Source organism: Mesorhizobium sp. M0185 (assembly GCF_040322175.1).
Taxonomy (GTDB): Bacteria; Pseudomonadota; Alphaproteobacteria; order Rhizobiales; family Rhizobiaceae; genus Mesorhizobium.
This window is the reverse complement of the sequence record NZ_JAMYSY010000086.1, coordinates 1-16,180: the sequence shown is the minus strand read 5'-3', so window position 1 is coordinate 16,180 and position 16,180 is coordinate 1. Positions and strand designations below refer to the sequence as shown.

The 16,180-nt window shown below is 59.5% G+C and carries 9 protein-coding genes and 9 pseudogenes; 11 read left to right on the top strand and 7 right to left on the bottom strand.

The window, feature by feature from the left end; genetic code table 11:
• The first annotated feature begins 136 nt into the window (after positions 1 to 136).
• Positions 137 to 1,114 (top strand): IS701 family transposase, encoded by a 978-nt coding sequence (locus NKJ20_RS32895; protein ID WP_502902846.1) that lies wholly within the window; start codon positions 137 to 139, stop codon positions 1,112 to 1,114.
• A gap of 72 nt (positions 1,115 to 1,186) precedes the next feature.
• On the opposite strand, the pseudogene NKJ20_RS32885 reads toward NKJ20_RS32895, so the two are convergent.
• Both NKJ20_RS32885 and NKJ20_RS34280 read right to left on the bottom strand, forming a co-directional pair.
• Positions 1,187 to 1,614: pseudogene (locus NKJ20_RS32885) on the bottom strand (IS110 family transposase); the annotation flags it as partial.
• Positions 1,615 to 1,746: 132 nt separating this feature from the next.
• A pseudogene (locus NKJ20_RS34280) lies at positions 1,747 to 1,855 on the bottom strand (IS30 family transposase); the annotation flags it as partial.
• Positions 1,856 to 2,443: 588 nt separating this feature from the next.
• Between NKJ20_RS34280 and NKJ20_RS32880 the strand changes: the two are divergent.
• From NKJ20_RS32880 to NKJ20_RS32855, 6 genes and pseudogenes are all read left to right on the top strand, one after another.
• Positions 2,444 to 2,872 carry a GNAT family N-acetyltransferase gene (locus NKJ20_RS32880; RefSeq protein ID WP_352749746.1) on the top strand — a complete coding sequence of 143 codons (429 nt, stop codon included), beginning with the start codon at positions 2,444 to 2,446 and terminating at the stop codon, positions 2,870 to 2,872.
• Between the two features lie 783 nt (positions 2,873 to 3,655).
• Positions 3,656 to 4,696, top strand: a pseudogene (locus NKJ20_RS32875) (IS110 family RNA-guided transposase).
• A 229-nt stretch (positions 4,697 to 4,925) separates the two neighbouring features.
• Positions 4,926 to 6,297 (top strand): annotated as a pseudogene (locus NKJ20_RS32870) (IS5 family transposase).
• Positions 6,298 to 6,848: 551 nt separating this feature from the next.
• A complete protein-coding gene (locus NKJ20_RS32865) occupies positions 6,849 to 7,688 on the top strand; it encodes a transporter substrate-binding domain-containing protein (RefSeq protein ID WP_352749745.1) in 840 nt (279 codons plus the stop codon).
• 61 nt (positions 7,689 to 7,749) lie between these two features.
• Positions 7,750 to 8,724, top strand: coding sequence for an amino acid ABC transporter permease (locus NKJ20_RS32860; protein ID WP_352749743.1), 975 nt, complete (start codon positions 7,750 to 7,752; stop codon positions 8,722 to 8,724).
• A gap of 119 nt (positions 8,725 to 8,843) precedes the next feature.
• A complete protein-coding gene (locus NKJ20_RS32855; protein WP_352749750.1) occupies positions 8,844 to 9,587 on the top strand; it encodes an amino acid ABC transporter ATP-binding protein in 744 nt (247 codons plus the stop codon).
• Positions 9,588 to 9,957: 370 nt separating this feature from the next.
• On the opposite strand, the pseudogene NKJ20_RS32850 reads toward NKJ20_RS32855, so the two are convergent.
• Positions 9,958 to 10,077 (bottom strand): annotated as a pseudogene (locus NKJ20_RS32850) (IS110 family transposase); the annotation flags it as partial.
• 205 nt (positions 10,078 to 10,282) lie between these two features.
• On the opposite strand from NKJ20_RS32850, the pseudogene NKJ20_RS32845 reads away from it, so the two are divergent.
• A pseudogene (locus tag NKJ20_RS32845) lies at positions 10,283 to 10,642 on the top strand (aldehyde dehydrogenase family protein); the annotation flags it as partial.
• A 23-nt stretch (positions 10,643 to 10,665) separates the two neighbouring features.
• On the opposite strand, the gene tnpC reads toward NKJ20_RS32845, so the two are convergent.
• The 3 genes from tnpC to NKJ20_RS32830 all read right to left on the bottom strand — a co-directional run bounded on the left by tnpC (position 10,666) and on the right by NKJ20_RS32830 (position 13,110).
• A complete protein-coding gene (tnpC, locus tag NKJ20_RS32840) occupies positions 10,666 to 12,306 on the bottom strand; it encodes an IS66 family transposase (RefSeq protein WP_352749741.1) in 1,641 nt (546 codons plus the stop codon).
• A 76-nt stretch (positions 12,307 to 12,382) separates the two neighbouring features.
• The gene (gene tnpB, locus NKJ20_RS32835; protein WP_258597190.1) at positions 12,383 to 12,727 is read right to left on the bottom strand and encodes an IS66 family insertion sequence element accessory protein TnpB; all 345 of its coding nucleotides are present in this window, start codon (positions 12,725 to 12,727) and stop codon (positions 12,383 to 12,385) included.
• On the bottom strand, positions 12,724 to 13,110 hold the full coding sequence (locus tag NKJ20_RS32830; protein ID WP_352611277.1) for a transposase: 387 nt from the start codon (positions 13,108 to 13,110) through the stop codon (positions 12,724 to 12,726). The genes tnpB and NKJ20_RS32830 overlap by 4 nt, the downstream gene beginning before the upstream one ends.
• A gap of 61 nt (positions 13,111 to 13,171) precedes the next feature.
• On the opposite strand from NKJ20_RS32830, the pseudogene NKJ20_RS32825 reads away from it, so the two are divergent.
• The 3 genes and pseudogenes from NKJ20_RS32825 to NKJ20_RS32815 all read left to right on the top strand — a co-directional run.
• Positions 13,172 to 13,342, top strand: a pseudogene (locus tag NKJ20_RS32825) (fumarate hydratase); the annotation flags it as partial.
• Positions 13,343 to 13,669: 327 nt separating this feature from the next.
• Positions 13,670 to 14,452: pseudogene (locus NKJ20_RS32820) on the top strand (transposase); the annotation flags it as partial.
• Positions 14,453 to 14,734: 282 nt separating this feature from the next.
• The gene (locus tag NKJ20_RS32815; protein WP_352749748.1) at positions 14,735 to 15,628 is read left to right on the top strand and encodes a TauD/TfdA dioxygenase family protein; all 894 of its coding nucleotides are present in this window, start codon (positions 14,735 to 14,737) and stop codon (positions 15,626 to 15,628) included.
• A gap of 54 nt (positions 15,629 to 15,682) precedes the next feature.
• Here the strand turns inward: NKJ20_RS32815 and NKJ20_RS32810 are convergent.
• Positions 15,683 to 16,180, bottom strand: a pseudogene (locus NKJ20_RS32810) (IS256 family transposase); the annotation flags it as partial.

The following is a 16,180-nucleotide window of genomic DNA, read 5'->3' as shown; positions in this document are numbered from 1 at the left end:
CGCTACGCATCAGTGTCTCGCGGATCGGCTTGCTGCACCGTCAGAGCATGAGCCCGCTCACTCCGCAACCCTTTATGGGTTCACGTGATGTCAGATCATGATTCATCTCAGGCGTTTAGCTTGAGGAGAATCTGGAATGTCTGTTTCGGACTGGGCTGGATCCGGGATTGGTTGGGAGCGGGAACTGACGGCATTGAAAGGCCGGCTTTGTTCGGTATTCCGTCGCTCGGAGGCGCGCGCGAGCTGGGGTGCGTTCATCGACGGTCTTTTGTCGGGGATTGAGCGCGAGACCGGCTGGCTGCTGGCCGAACAGGCGGGCCTAGAGAGGCCGTGGCGGATGCAGGCGCTGCTTGGCCGCTCGCATTGGGATTGCGAGATGATGCGCGCTGTTGCTTTTGACTATGTCATTGAGGCGCTTGGCGACCGATCGGGTGTGCTGGTTGTCGATGACACCGGTTTCCTGAAGAAAGGCCAGCATTCGGTTGGAGTCGCGCGGCAATATTCGGGAACCGCCGACCGGATCGAAAACTGTCAGGTTGGCGTGTTTGCCGCCTATGCCAGCCGTTTCGGCCAGGCACTCATCGATCGGCGGCTTTACTTGCCGGAAGCGTGGGCCAAGGAGGAGGCGCGCCGCAGGGCTGCGCATATTCCCGAAGACGTGGCATTCGCGACCAAGCCGGCGATCGCGCGCGCCATGTTGGCCGATGCGCTCGACAGGGGTGTGCCGTGCGCGTGGGTTCTGGCCGACGCAGCCTATGGCGGGGATTATCAGACCCGGCGCATGCTCGAGGAGCGCCGACAACCTTATGTTCTTGCGATACGGTCCAATCATATCTTGCGCATGCTGACCGATCAGGGGCTGCTGCAGACGGATCCGAAAGAGATGGCGAGGAACTCGCCGCCGAGGCCTGGCAGGCGCTTCCGGCGGGTGAAGGCGCCAAGGGCCTCAGGCTCTACGACTTGGGCACGCATTGCTCTGCCCTATGTCGTGGACGAAGGCTTTGCCCGCTACGTCCTCATCCGCAGGAGCCGCTCCGATCCGCATGCGCTTAGCTTTTATCTGGTGTTCGCGCCCGCGGACGCTACGCTTGTAGAACTGGCCGGCGCCAAGTAGCGCAAGCGGGCCTTCGTCCATGATCCGCCGATTGGTCCGAAGACTGTACGCTCCACCGTTCTGACGGCCGGCGAAGAGGCGATGGTCGTGGCCTTCCGCGATGATCGTAAGTGCATTGATCGGCCCAATGCCGGGGATCTATCGCAGCAGCTGGTAATCCTGACTGTGCTGCAGCAGTTCATCGGCGCTTCGATATCGTTGCTTTGACGGATCAGCCTCGCGCCTCGGGGACGACCGAATAGCAGGGACACCAAGCGGCAACGGTAGTCCGATCGATGTGCGTGCCGTCTCGTAAATATCCATTAGAATCTGTCTCTTGTTGACCTTGCGGCCGATGAGATCCCAGGGTGTTGTCACAAACTGCTCCTTCGTCAGAGCAGTGATGGCTGCCGGCGTGGGAAAGGCATCGAGAATGCGAAGAACCAATCGCTGCGGCTGTTTCCCCGGAAGCGATCGAGGTCGGGAAAATACAGCGGCAGGTAATGCGTCAGAATACGATGTGAATCTTGGTCTTGGCCCCCTGAGGGCAATCAGCGCCTAATCGAGGACAATTCCGCAAGCAAGAGCCTGATGCCGCGCGGCATTGTTAGCGGGGGGAGTTGCTCTGGGTGGTTTTGCGTTGTGGCCATGCACTCACGTGCCATCTCATTAGCGGCGCCCATAGTAGTCACTAAGAACCGGGATTTGGGGACCCTCAAAGGCGTTGCGCTTGAGCTCGCGGAAAATAGTTGAACGGTGCCGTCAGTCCCCTTAACACAGCTCACCGCCGATTGACTGCTCCACGAACTCTTTTGCTCCCTAAAACGTCGGGCCCCCGACACTACCTGTCGGGTTTGTCCAGTCCGCGACCCCGCGCGTGCATGCTGGCGTCCTGCCGCACTTTTCATGGAAGCCCTTCAATATTAGCCAGACATTTCTTGTCCACCAAATTGGCACGAGGCTTGCCTCCTTCGGTGCGAAGGAGCAGCTGCCGACCGGATCGTCATAGTTCGGTAACTGCGCGATCGATGGAATGAAGGACGGCACAAATGCGGTTCTGCATCTCGCGGCGGCGGAAGGTTCGGTGGAAGACCTCAAACTCGAGAACGTGCCGCCGTAAAAGGCAGTTTGAGCTTCAATCAAGATCAGGAGGAAACGATCAGTGAGCTCCTTGGCCTCTATGTTGATCACCAGATGACCTCGCTATTCGCAATGGCGCAGCATTCCGCGAAGATCAAACGACTTGCGAACGATCTTTCAAGAAGCGGAGTTCTTCTAGTCACAACCTGCTCGCGAGTTGTGGTCTAAGGTCACCACCTTGGGCTTTCATTGTCTAAAGAGCCAAATAATATGTCCACCCCTCTCCTCGACTTCATCCCGGGCGACCCCAATCCCGACGACCTCCGCGCCATCGTCGCGGTCCTGAGCGTCTACAACAATACCTACAGCGGCATGGCCGACCAGCCTGGCTTCGCCATCATCATTCGCGATCCTGAAACGCGAGCTGCCGTCGGCGGCCTCTACGCGGTTGACGGCTACGGCTGGGCCTTCGTTCGATCTCTCGCCATCCCGGAAGAGTATCGCGGCCTCGGCCTCGGCCGGCGACTTATGGAAGAGGCGGAGAAGATCGCCAAGGCGCGCGGCTATATCGGCATATGGCTCGACACCTTGGAATTCCAGGCTCGCCCCTTCTACGAGAGGCTCGGCTTCGAACTTTTCGGCGAACTGGAAGGCGGGCCGGGCGCTATCCCGCGCTATTTCCTCAAGAAACGCTTTTGATGACCGAATGGTACGCGGTCGGCGACTGCCCTCACGTCTCGGCGCGCATCCACTGAGGCGACTTGATAGATCGGGGCGGCCGGACGTGGGCACGCGTTCCACTCACGCCGCAGCTTAGAGGTCGGACGAGGACGCGGACGCAATCCGGCTTTCTTGAGATAGTCCCGGCATTCGGTTCTGCTGAAGAGACCGCAGACATTGCCGATTGCCTCTAGAGTGCGTCGAATGTTCTGGCTGCGGCGGCTCGTTTGCCGAATGCTATCTCGATTGATGATAAGGATGGCTCCTGCTTTCAGAGTCTAGGCCGGGCAAAGCTACATTCCTTGTCAAGCCAGGTCTCGTATTCGCTGCGATGACCTTTTGCGGAACTGACGCGCGCAGCATCTGGACCGACGCGCATGACCGAAGATGTATGGTCCACATTTGCTGGCGGCGTGATGCCGGCATAGCTGAGCCGTCGTCACGGTCCCAACCTCAAGCTTGCCACCGAGGATCTCAGGGCCATCGCGCTTGATATGATATGTGGTGACTGGTCGGCTTCTCCCCAGCACGCTGCCGAAAGGCTGTGGTCGGCGCAATTGAGCAAAAGCGTTCCCGCCGCGACGCCAGAGCGCGCCAGACTAGATGGGGTAACGGGCCGCCAAGCGGGCCGCTCACTTCGCTACGGCGCTTGAGTGGCGCGCTCCGCTCGCGGCTTGCTTGGCGATGAGGTGGTCGTCCCCCACACTGATGGTGTTAACGGAGTCGGGACAGGCCCGCTCCAAGCATCAAGGAGAGACAACCATGGAGCATTATGCAGGGATCGACGTGTCATTGGAATACTCGAGCGTGTGCGTTGTCGATGCGAGCGGCAAGATCGTTCGCGAAACCAGGGTGGCGAGCGAGCCGGAGGCATTGATTGCCTGGTTTGCCTCGCTCGGCCTTCCTGTGGCGCGGATCGGGCTGGAAGCCGGGCCGCTGTCGCAATGGCTCTTTGCGGCGATGCGGCAGGCGGGACTGGCGGTCGAGCTGCTGGAGACGCGACATGTGCGCGACGCCTTCAAGGCCATGCCGGTGAAGTCGGACCGCAATGACGCTCGCGGGATCGCGCAGCTGATGCGGCTTGGCTGGTTCCGGCCGGTGCATTGCAAGTCGCTGGCCGCGCAAGAGGTGCGGGCGGTCCTGACGGCGCGCAAGCTCATTCAATCGAAGCTGAGGGATGTAGAGAACAGCGTGCGTGGCATTTTGCGCGGCTTCGGGCTCAAGGTTGGCAAGACAACACCGCGCGACTTTGCTTGCCGCATCCGTGACCTGGTGGCTAGCCATCCGAACCTGAAGACGGTGGCCACGGTGCTGCTTTCTGTGCACGCCTTGCTACTGCGCGAGTTCCAGGCTCTCGAGAAAAAGGTTCGCGCGCTGGTGCGCCTTGATGCCAGGGCCAGGCGGTTGATGTCGACGCCGGGAGTCGGTCCGATCGTGGCGCTCACTTATGCCGCTGCGATCGACGACCCCGGGCGCTTTCGCTCGTCGAAGCGGGCGGGCGCGCATTTCGGCCTGACGCCGAAGAGGTATCAATCCGGCGAGACCGACTATAGCGGCCGCATCAGCAAGATCGGGGATGCCGCAGTGCGCACGGCGCTCTATTAGGCCGCCCACATCATGCTGGTGAAGCCGCTCAAGGGCTGCACGGAGATGAAAAGCTGGGCGATGCGGATCGCCCGGCGGGCCGGGATGAAGAAGGCCAAGGTGGCGCTGGCGCGCAAGCTTGCGGTGATCCTGCACCGCATGCTTGCCGCTGGAACTGTCTTCCACGCGGCGGCCAGGACAATGACGGCAGCCGCCTGAGAAAGGGGAGAACAACCGTATTCGGGTGGGTCACGACACCAGGCCCTCCCGAAGCGAGGTCCCGTTGCCGGGACGATGGATCAGGTCAAACCGCAACAGCCTGCGTGGCATCGCGATCACGCGTCACTAGATTGGTCGGCCTTATCCTCTTCAAACTCCATCAGTTGGCGGTCGCGCACCGACCCCGTACAGAAGCAAGACCCCGGCAACTGGACGACGCAAAAAGGGATTGACCTATCGATGCCCGTTACAGAAGGGCTATTGCGCCTGCTACCAACGCGAGACGGGAAAGCAGGATCTGTTCCGCTCCAGGCTCGATCAGATCATCAATATGAAGCACGAGCTGGTGCGGCTGGCGCAGGCGATTGACTGGCCGGTGCTGGAGGAGCGTTTCGGCGCCGTCTATTCGGACGGCCCTGGCATGCCGCCACTGCCGACCCGGCTGATGGCGGGGCTGGCCATTCTCAAGCATACCTTCAACCTGTCGGATGAGGTGCTGTGCGAGCGCTGGGTGGAGAACCCCTACTTGCAGTATCTTTGCGGCGAGGAATTCTTCTGCCACGTGCTGCCGTTCGATCGCTCGTCGATGACGCGCTGGCGCGGCCGCATGGGCGAGGAGCGGATCGTGGCGCTGTGCAGGAAAGCCTCAGCCTCGCGGTCAAGACCGGGGCGATGAAGCCGTCCGACACGCGCCAGGTGATCGTCGACACCACCGTGCAGCCGAAGAACGTCATGTTCCCGACCGACGCCAAGCTCATCCACCGGGCGCGCGAACGGCTGGTGCGGCTGGCCAGGAAGACGGGGCTCAATTTGCGCCAGAGCTATGTGGGGTGGGCAAGCTGGCGCTGATCAAGCACCAGCGCTATGCCCACGCCAAGCAGTTCAAGGCGGGCCAACAAGACGCTGCGCAGGCTTAAGACCTACCTCGGCCGGACCATTCGCGACATCGCCCGCCAGGTCGCCGGCGATGCGGGGCTGGACGCGCTCTTCAAATGGCCGCTCTACCAGGCCGCCACCGTTCTCGAGCAGCGTCAGCGTCAGCGCGGCCGCAAGATCTACAGCCTGCACGCGCACGAGGTGGAATGCATCGGCAAGGGCAAGGCGCACATGCCCTACGAGTTCGGGGTGAAGGTATCGGTGGCCACCACGCTGAGCGCTCCAAGGGCGGCCAATTCGCCCTGCATGCAAAAGCACTGCCCGGCAATCCCTACGACGGCCACACGCTGGCAAGCGTCATCCCCGACATGGAAGAGACCATCGGCAACCAGATCGGCCGCATCCTCGCCGACGCCGGCTATCGCGGCCACAACGCACCGCAAAGCCACAGGTTCAGGGTCTTCACCAGCGGCCAGAAACGCCGCGTCACTCCGGCCATCAAACGCCAGATGCGGCGGCGGTCGGCGATCGAACCCGTCATCGGCCACATCAAGGCCGAGCATCGCATGGGCCGTAACTACCTCGCCGGCCAGCACGGCGACGCCGTCAACGCCATCCTGGCCGCCGCCGGCTACAACTTCTCCCTCCTGCTCAGGTGGCTGAAGGGTTTTTTGTCGCTCTTGATCGCTCTGCTTCAACTCCGGCCCAAGCCGGTCGCCGCCTAGAGCTCGGATTGTTCACGGTCGACTAGCTCGACCATCTTCCAACTGCTCATCAATGAGATGAAGGCATCGGACCGGATTCTCCCGTCGTCTTATCGACGGAAGGCTTGTGCGGCCAATCCGACAACCGTGTATTGGCTGCGTGCGTCAGCTGCTGCCAATTATCACATCCGGATGCTTCGTCCAACGACGATACTGACGATGGCTAGAATGCAGTTGCCAACCCCGGAGGGCAGATCCCAAGGGTGAGCCTTTCCACATGATCCATCGAGGCTTCCCTTCCGGGCAATACTTCCGTTTAGTTCGGCCTCTGCCGAGGAATTGTCGAACAGATTGCCTTGGATGAAATTCCGTGTCCGAGGCCGGCTTGCGGGTTCCACCCATCTAAGTTCTAGATGGCTCTCATATTGACTATATTCTTGCCAGCACTTGGGCCGATGGAGGAGGCTGAACATAGCCAACGGGCTGGAGAGCGAGCGCCGCTACTGGTACAAAATGGCGCGAAATTTTGCAACTCAGGTGACGATCATCAACCATAAACAGGGGTAACATCAATGAACAAGCTTATGACAACCTTAGCAGCTGCAGCCTCAGTCGCGGTTGCGTCTGTGGCTTCGTCGGCTACGGCCTACGCTGGCGCCGTACTCGACAACGTACTTGCGACAAAGACACTAAAAGTGGCGGCCGGGGCGGACTGGGGGCCGATGTCGCATATGAACGACAAGCATGAGCTCGACGGTTCTGATATCGACATCGCCAAGGCCATTGCGGACTATCTTGGCGTTAAAGTCGAGTTCGTCACGCCAGGCTGGGACATTATGACCGCAGGCAAGTGGGAAGGGCGTTGGGACATGGCCATGGGCGAGATGGCCCCACTCAAAGCCCGCTCGGAAAAACTCGACTTCCCTGCCGTGTACGTCTATGGGCGGGTGAGCGCCGTCGTACACAAAGATAGCAAGGCGAATAAGCTTTCCGATCTCGACGGCAAAGTAGTCGGGGTCACAGCAAGCACAGTGTCGGAGTCTTATGCCAATCACATCCTAGCACCGGACTGGATAGTAGGCGCCAAGCCAATAGATTTTCAATTCAAGCCGGGCGAAGTGAAGGCCTATGCAACCCACAATGTTGCGTTGGATGACCTTCGACTGGGCGATGGCGTTCGTCTTGATGCGGTTCTCGGTGATGAAACAGTAACTCGGGACGCGATCAAGGCCGGATATCCGTTGAGGGAGATTGGCGTCGTATTAACTACGCCGGGCGCTGTTGCAATTCTGCGTGGTGACAAGGAGTTTAGTGAAAAGATCGCGGCAGCCATCAAGGTCATGAAAGACGATGGCACGCTCGCCAAGATAATGATCAAGTGGTATGGGGTGGATCGCTCCGTCGAAAAGTAAGGTTACGAATCTGAAGCGGCCCGGGTGACCCCGGGCCGCTCTCGTTTTTGAAAGGTAGCTCATGCTTTATCAGGATACAGTCGAATCCGAGGTGCTCGTCCACAGGCCTTGGTTTGTCGCCTCGATCTTCGCTGTCGTGCTGGCGGCCTTGCTCATGTTTAACCTTGCGGGCACCAGCCTTGGCGAGCTAATGCGGCCGGTCATTGGCGACCCGCTGCAAAGCGGGGTCTATGGACGTTTCGCGATCGCCTTCGTGATTGCGATCATGTTTTGCCTCAACATCGTGTTGATCGGTTTTGCTTCGTTAAAGGTGCAAATCGGCATCGTATGGCTCGAACTGCTGTTTCTGTTTCTTGCCTTCTTCCAGTCATTTAAACTGAGCATGCCATTTATCTGGGGGAATTTGCCATTCCTGATCACCCAGGGCGTGGCGACCACAATCTATGTTTCGGCTGTTTCGCTTATCTTTGCCTCCCTTATCGCGATTGTTGCAGCGATTGCAAAGCTTTCGAGCAATGGCTTTGCCTACGCCATCGCCAGCTTTTACACGTCGTTTTTCCGAGGTCTGCCGCTTCTCATGCAGATTTACCTGATTTATCTCGGGCTTCCGCAACTGGGTATCGTGCTCGATGCCGTTCCATCCGGCATATTGGCGCTGTCGCTTTGCGTCGGCGCCTACATGACGGAAATCTTCCGCGCGGGTATTCAGAGCATCGACCGCGGTCAATGGGAAGCGTCCCGTTCCATGGGTTTCGGCTTCGGTCTCACCATTCGCAGGATCATCCTGCCGCAGGCGCTTCCGGTCATCGTTCCCCCGATGGGGAATACTTTTATCGCAATGTTGAAGGACAGTTCGCTGGTCTCGGTCGTCGGCGTGTGGGAGCTGACGTTCCTTGCTCGCACGATTGGCCAGCCGACCTTCCATCATATGGAGATGCTGATAACAGCCTCGATAATCTATTGGATCATGTCCATCTGCCTAGAGGTTGGTCAGTCACGGCTTGAGCGCCACTTCGTGAGGAGTAAACTTCAATGACCAGCAATATAACTCGATTCAAAGTCCTTGATGAAGGCAATCCTTCGCAGGCGATGGGCAATGTTCTGCACGTGCAGCCACTGTCATCCCAAGAGATTTTCACCCACAAGCAGGTGCCAATGGTTGCGGATAAAGTTATTGAAGCGACGAACGTATCGAAGTGGTACGGCTCTTTCAGAGCGTTGACTGACGTCAGCCTCACTGTCCGCAGGGGGGAACGCGTTGTTATCTGCGGTCCCTCCGGATCGGGAAAGTCGACGCTGATCCGCTGCTTCAATCGGCTTGAAGCACACCAGGAGGGCGAGATCACTGTCAACGGGATCAGATTGCATAGCAAAATGCGCAACGTCACTGAGGTCCGCAAAAACGTCGGCTTGGTGTTCCAGCACTTCAACCTCTTCCCCCATATGACGGTACTGATGAACTGCATGGCCGGACCAATGTGGATTAAGGGTGTGCCCCAAGCCACGGCCAGGAATCTCGCCCTTAAATTCCTCGAGCGCGTGCGAATACCGGAGCAGGCGAATAAGTATCCGGGTCAGCTCTCCGGAGGCCAGCAGCAGCGCGTCGCCATTGCTCGCTCGCTCTGCATGGAGCCTGCTGTGATGTTGTTCGACGAGCCGACCTCGTCGCTCGATCCGGAGATGGTGGCGGAAGTGCTCGAGACAATGACCAGTCTCGCGCGCGACGGCATAACAATGGTTTGCGTCACCCACGAGATGGGCTTCGCGCGCTCCGTTGCCGACCGAGTGATCTTCATGGATGCAGGCCGGATCGTCGAAGAGGGCGCCCCGCACGACTTCTTCACCAACCCTCAGCACGAACGGACCAAGCTATTCCTCAGCCAGATCTTGAAGCCTTGATTGTTGTGCCATCCACCGAAGAGTGTTAATCCCAAGGCCTCCGAGGTAAGATGGAAAAAAATACTATCTTCGGCGCCGGCACATTTGTCTTGCGGCCAAGATTATGGATATACCCGTTCAAGACCCACCCGACGCGACTACGTCCGCATCCTAACGATAGTGTTCTCTAATGAGTCAAGGGCGGCCGCTCGGTTGTGAGCGTTCTCGACGCTTTCGGGTGCCTGGGTTCTCTTCGTGCTCACGTGGAACTTGATGGGGTAAGCTGGGTATGGAGCGGCTTGGTTTGCCGCATGCTACACAATCGGCGCCGTCATCCACTTCCTCCCTCGGGAGCTCGTTTCGGCCTCCTGTCTCGTCGTCCTCGATTCCGCTATGCGGGCTTGAACATGGTACCCTGCCTGAGCATCGCATGCATGATGATGGCCAGGCGGCGGGCAAGCGCGATCCGCGCCTTGCGCATGGTGGAGCGCTTGGCGATCGCCAACGCCCAACCGGGCTTAGGCACATCCTTCAAACCAAGCTCCAGATGCTACCGCTCCTCCGCGCCTGCCTGAGCCGTATCATCATCTGTATTCGAGATGAGATGGTTTTGTAGATATTGATATTTGACCGGGCGTAACCAACGCGATGAAACTGCAGAGAAGCGAGCCCATGGTCCGGATATCGGCTGGTCTCGCACTACAGTCAAGCGGAGCACCTGGCCGCCAACGATCCTGACAGGCGTGCCAAAGGATGCCAGAGTGCTTCATGAGGAGCCGTTCGGACCGATCCTCACCGTGGCGCCGTTCGACACGATCGAGGAGGCGATCGAAGAAGCCAACGCCACTGACTATGGCTTGGCCGCCTACTTCTTCACCGCTGCTGACAATACCAAACAGGCGCTGATCGGCGGTCTTTCGGCCGGCGCTCTTAGTGTGAATTATCTTAAGGGGTTTCAGCAGATGCGCCGTATGGAGGCGTTAAACAGAGCGGGTATGGATATGAAGGAGGCGAGCAGGCGGGTGCGGAGCTTCCATAGCCTGAAACTGGTCAACGGGTTCGGTTCATTCGGATGAGATTTCGTGAATAAGGTAAGCGGTCAGCCGATAACGTCAGGCCTAAATTTCCAAGGCATGAGCATTTCGATCTCGGATGCCGCCCATCCTTGAGCGATGCGGGTCAAGGTCTGCGAGAGCCAGTCGAGCGGATCGACGCTGTTCATTTTGCAGGTTTGCAGTAAGGTGGCTACCGTCGCCCAGGTTCGTCCACCGCCCTGGCGGCCGGCGAATAGAGTATTCTTTCGCGTGATCGTCTGGGGCCTGATTGCACGCTCGACGATATTGGAGCCGATTTCGATGCGACCGTCCATCAGAAAGCGTTCCAGCGCCTCCCGCCGGGTGAGCGCGTAGCGGATCGCCTTGGCGGTTTTGGATTTTCCGGAGACCTTCCCCAGTTCCGCTTCCCATAGATCGAAGAGGCTCGCGACAATGGCCACGGACTTTTCCTGACGGAGCGCGGCGCGGCTTCCGGCATCCTTGCCGCGAACCTCGTCCTCGACCTTCCACAATTCGGTCATGGCGATGATCGAATCCGTCGCGGCCTGCGAGATCCCGCTGATGTGCAGGTCGTAGAATTTGCGCCGCAGGTGAGCCCAGCACCCGGCGAGCCGGATTGTTTCATTGCTGCCGGCTTTGGCCCGTGCCTTGACCAGGTTGGTATAGGCCGAGTAGCCATCCACTTGCAGGATACCGCTGAACCCGGCGAGGTGGCGCGCCACGCAATCTGCGCCGCTGCTGTCCTCAAAACGATAGGCAACCATTGGCGGACTGGTTCCGCCATAGGGTCGATCATCCCGTGCGTAGGCCCATAGCCAGGCTTTCGTGGTTTTCCCGGAACCGGGGGCAAGGGTGGGCAAGGTCGTCTCGTCGGCGAAGACCCTTTCGCCCTCCTTCACACGCTCGAGGATGTAATCGGCGAGCATCTGCAACTCAAAGCCCAGATGCCCCATCCACTGCGCCATCAGCGACCGGCTGATCTCGACACCGTCGCGCAGATAGATCGTCTCCTGCCGGTAAAGCGGAAGGCCGTCGGCGTATTTCGACACGGCGATGTAGGCGAGCAGCCGCTCCGTCGGCAGGCCGCTTTCAACGATGTGCGCCGACGCCAGAGCCTGGACCACGCCGTCACGGCCCCGGAAAGCGTATTTGGGACGGCGCGTGACGATGACCCGGAACTTCGGCGGGACGACGTCCAGCCGCTCGGATCGGTCCTCGCCGATCAGAACCTTTTCCAGCCCCTCGCAGTCGCCAGGGATTTCCGGCTCGATAACTTCCTCGATGCGTTCGAGGTGGGCAGCAAAACCCTTGCGCGGACGCGGCGCGCGCTTCGGCTTATTCCCGACCGCGCGGTCGAGTTCGCTCCGGATTTCCGAAAGGCCGGTCTCGACCTCTTCGAAGGCAAAGGAGGCCTGCTCGTCGTCGATGGCCAGGCGTAGCCGCTCGGAACGCGTGCCATGTTGCGTGCGCTGTAAAACTTTCAGGATCGACGTGAGATTGGCGATCCGCTCGTTGGCGCTCCTCTCGACGGCCTTCAGCCGGGCGACCTCCGCCTCGGATGCTGCGATCCGAGCTTCGGCGACTGCGATCCGGGCCTGGCTCGCAGCCTGCTCGCGAGCCATGGAAAGGATCATCGCCTTCAGCGCATCAACGTCGTCGGGAAGGGCAAGACCCGGTAGAACCATGGCAAGCAACAGAGCACAAAAACAGCCGCTTTCCCAACCGTTCCAGCCGCATGATTCATCTTGCCGCAGGCCGGTTTCAGCCCGTCGATAACGGCCGCCTGATCCTGGCCGGACGGATCTTTTTCCAGTCTAACCCGGCCAGAAGCGCCATCAGCTGGGCGTGGTCGAGACGCATGCGCGCGGCCGATATCGCAGACCAGCAGAAGCTGTGATCTTCCAGAGTCTTCGAATAAAGACAAACCCCGCTGCCGTCCCACCACACGATGCGAACCCGGTCCGCACGCTTCGAGCGGAACACGTGAAGCGCCCCCGAGAACGGGTCCAGGCCGCCATCCCTGACCAGCGCCATCAAAGATGCCGCGCCCTTGCGGAAGTCGACAGGCTGGCACGACACGTAAACCACCACACCGGAAGCGATCATGCCTTGCGAACCGCGCGGATGATCCTCGCCAGGCGATCGGGATCAACATCGCCGCCGGCGCGCACCACGGCATCGCCAATGACGATTTCCACCATGTCGCTGCCCATCGCTTCAAAGCGCGTGAACTTCGCCGGCTTGCTCGCTCCCTCCGTCAGTGGCGCAACCATGCCCGACGAAAGCGCCTTGCGGCGCCATGCATAGAGCTGCGAGGGGTCCAGCCCCTCGGAACGCGCAACTGCCGACACATTACCCCCTGGCGAGAAGGCTTCGGCGACAAGCCGTGCCTTCTCTTCGTCCGACCGATGGCGCGGCTTGCGTCGGGACGGCACAGGCTCCGCCGTCAAAATCTCGAATGTTCGATGATGGCTCATACTGTCGCTCACAGGATTCTCCGCATGATTCATGCTGAAAATGAGCGATCAACCGCCTGCACGCTACGTGGGGATGCCTACGCGCTTACTGAATAAGACAAGACGGACCATAGCCCGCAAGGATATTACAAAGAGCGTCGCCGACGCCCTTCAGTACATTTCATACTACCATCCCCCGGACTATATCCGGTACCTTTCGCAGGCATACACTCGCGAACAGAGCCCGGCGGCGAAGAACGCCATCGCAGGCTCCATTCGGCGCTCGGATATCTGAGCCCGCAGCAGTTCGAGGATCACACATCCGGCAGACTGACAAATCAGCAGCCTGATATCTGTCCACCCTCAGGGGCGCACTCTAATCTGGCGTCAAATATTGGGTCTGACACACATTTGATGATTTTGCATGGCGGCGTGAGGCTATTTTCTGAGGGGAATCAGCACCATGGTGAGAAATTTGCGTTTGTGGTCCTTGATACCGGCGGGATTGGTTGTCGAGTCATCGCTGAGAACGAAGGAGTGATCGTCATTACCGCGCGGTCAGGGACGCTGGCGCGGCCTTGCGTCTGCGATACTGGAGCGACGGCGGATCGTGACGTTGCTGCCGGACCGTGAAGTTGCCACCGTCGAGGCTTGGCTTGCCGATCACCCTGAGATGAAACCGTCTCGCGCGACCGCGGAAGCGGTTACGGCGAAGCCACCGCCAAGGCATTACCGAATGCGGTTCAGGTCGCCGACCGCTGGCATCTGATGGAGAATGCGAGCGCGGCTTTCCTCGCCGCCGTTCGCAAGTCGATGCGGATAATCCGAACTGCGATCGACGCTACGACGATCAATCCCGACTTGCTCATCTACGTGGAGAAGCTGCAATTCGAAGGCTATCTGCGGCGTGAGGAGACAAACGCGGCAATCATGAAACTTGCCGGCGAAGGCATCCCCATCAAGGAGATCGTGCGCCGCACCGGTCACAGTCGCAAACTCGTACGCCAAGTGATCCGTGGCCAGAGAACCGATATTTTTCCGCGTCCGGCAGAGTTCGCTCAAGACAATGGTTGCCGTTCCTGGATGGGCAATGGATATCGGGCTGCCACATGCAAGCGAGCTCTGGCGGCGGCTGAAGACAAAAGGCTTTCGGGGACGCCTGGGCGTCGTCAGCGAATGGGCAAGGCGACGGCGTCGCGCCGAGCAGGCATCCGATCAGCAACTCCACAAGGTGACGCCAGCTAGAACGATCGCGTGGCTGATGACGACGGCCCGTGATCATCTGAGCAAAGCCGACACGGTCATGATCGCCGCCATCGAGGCGGGCGTGCCCCTGCTGGTGCAAGCACGCAACCTGATCGCCGGTTTCCATTCCAGATCCTCAGATGTATGGACGCGGAAAGCTCGACCTCCTACAAGCCGGCCTAATCGTGCCGTATGATCCCGAACTTCCTCGAGAGTGCGTCAGACCCAAAATTGCACGCCGAAACACATCAATCTGAACGTCCGGCGCTCTAGCTAGACCGTCGCTCCGATCGCACTCGGGTACAATCAACCTACTAGAAATGGGAGGTGAGATGCATATGGGAGTCATAGTACCAATATCGACTAGCGGACAGAAGAAAGCAGAATTTTATGTAACATGGAGAAGATCACGATGAGTAAAATGCATTTAGACGACAGTGTCATTCCACATACCGATGTTGCAAAATGCACACCGCGCATTGGTGCTGAAATTGCGAACATCAAGTTGTCGGCTGATCTACCGGATCAGACAATCGCTGCGATTAATCGTCTGGTACTTGAGCATAAGGTCATCTTCTTCCGTGACCAAGGTCATCTCGACGACGCCGAGCAGGAGCGCTTTGCTCTTCGCTTCGGGAAGCTTTCGCTATACCCCGAGGGAACGACGCCCATCTTCGATATGGATTCCGCAGTCAGAGATATTCAGGCTGACGTTTGGCATATCGATTGGTCCTGCATGGATGCGTACCCGAAGATTGCAGTACTGCGAGGCGTTTTGATCCCACCTATCGGCGGCGACACGGTGTGGTCAAACACTGCGGCCGCATATCTCGATTTGCCTCTGCCGCTGCAACGGCTAGCCGACGACCTCTGGGCTGTTCACAGCTTTCCCGGAGCCTATAAGAGGCCTTCTGCTGAAGCCCTTATCCGACCGAGGATCGAGACCGAGCACCCTGTCGTACGCGTCCACCCCGAGACCGGCGAGCGTACCCTGGTGCTCGGCTCGTATGTAGCAGGTTTCGTTGGCGTCCCAAAACATAACGGCCATAGGCTACTCGATCTATTTGAGTCTCATGTCACCGCGCAGGAAAACACGGTGCGCTGGAAGTGGAAGCAGGGTGATGTCGCTATCTGGGACAATCGGGCAACGATGCATTGTGCGACCAAGGATTACGGCGACCAACGCCGGGTCGTTCGTCGCGCAACCATCGAGGGCGAGGTGCCCGTCAGTGTCGACGGCCGGTACAGTGTTGCGCGATCTAAATTTATCCAGCCGGCGCCGGCGCCGGCGGCAAAGGTGGTTTAGACCGTATTTTTAGGGTGAAGGTGGCCCGCCCCCGCGGTAAGCTGAATTCGGAGGGCTCGGTGTCGTCCATGATTGCCGCCAGCTTCGGCACCTTCGGCCGGATCTGGTCGGCGACGGCGCGCCATTGCGTGCTTGCGGCCCCGGGCGTTTCCTGGGCGAAGGCGGTGGCGATGAAAGCGGAAACGACGCGGCGCCCGCTCTTGCCGGCATGGGCCAGCACGTTCCTCATGAAGTGGACGCGGCACCTCTGCCATGTCGCGCACAGCACCTTCGTGACGGCCGCCTTGATGCCTTCATGGGCATCGGAGACGACGAGCTTGACGCCGCGCAGGCCGCGGCGGGTCAGCTTGCGCAGGAACTCCGTCCAGATCGGCTCGGCCTCAGACGTGCCGACCTCCATGCCCAGCACCTCGCGCCGGCCGTCCGCGTTGACGCCGATGGCGATGATGACAGCGAGAGACGATGCAGCCGCCGCGGCGCACCTTCAGGTAGGTGGCGTCGATCCACAGATATGGCCAGTCGCCCTCGATGGGTCTTTCAAGGAACGCTTTG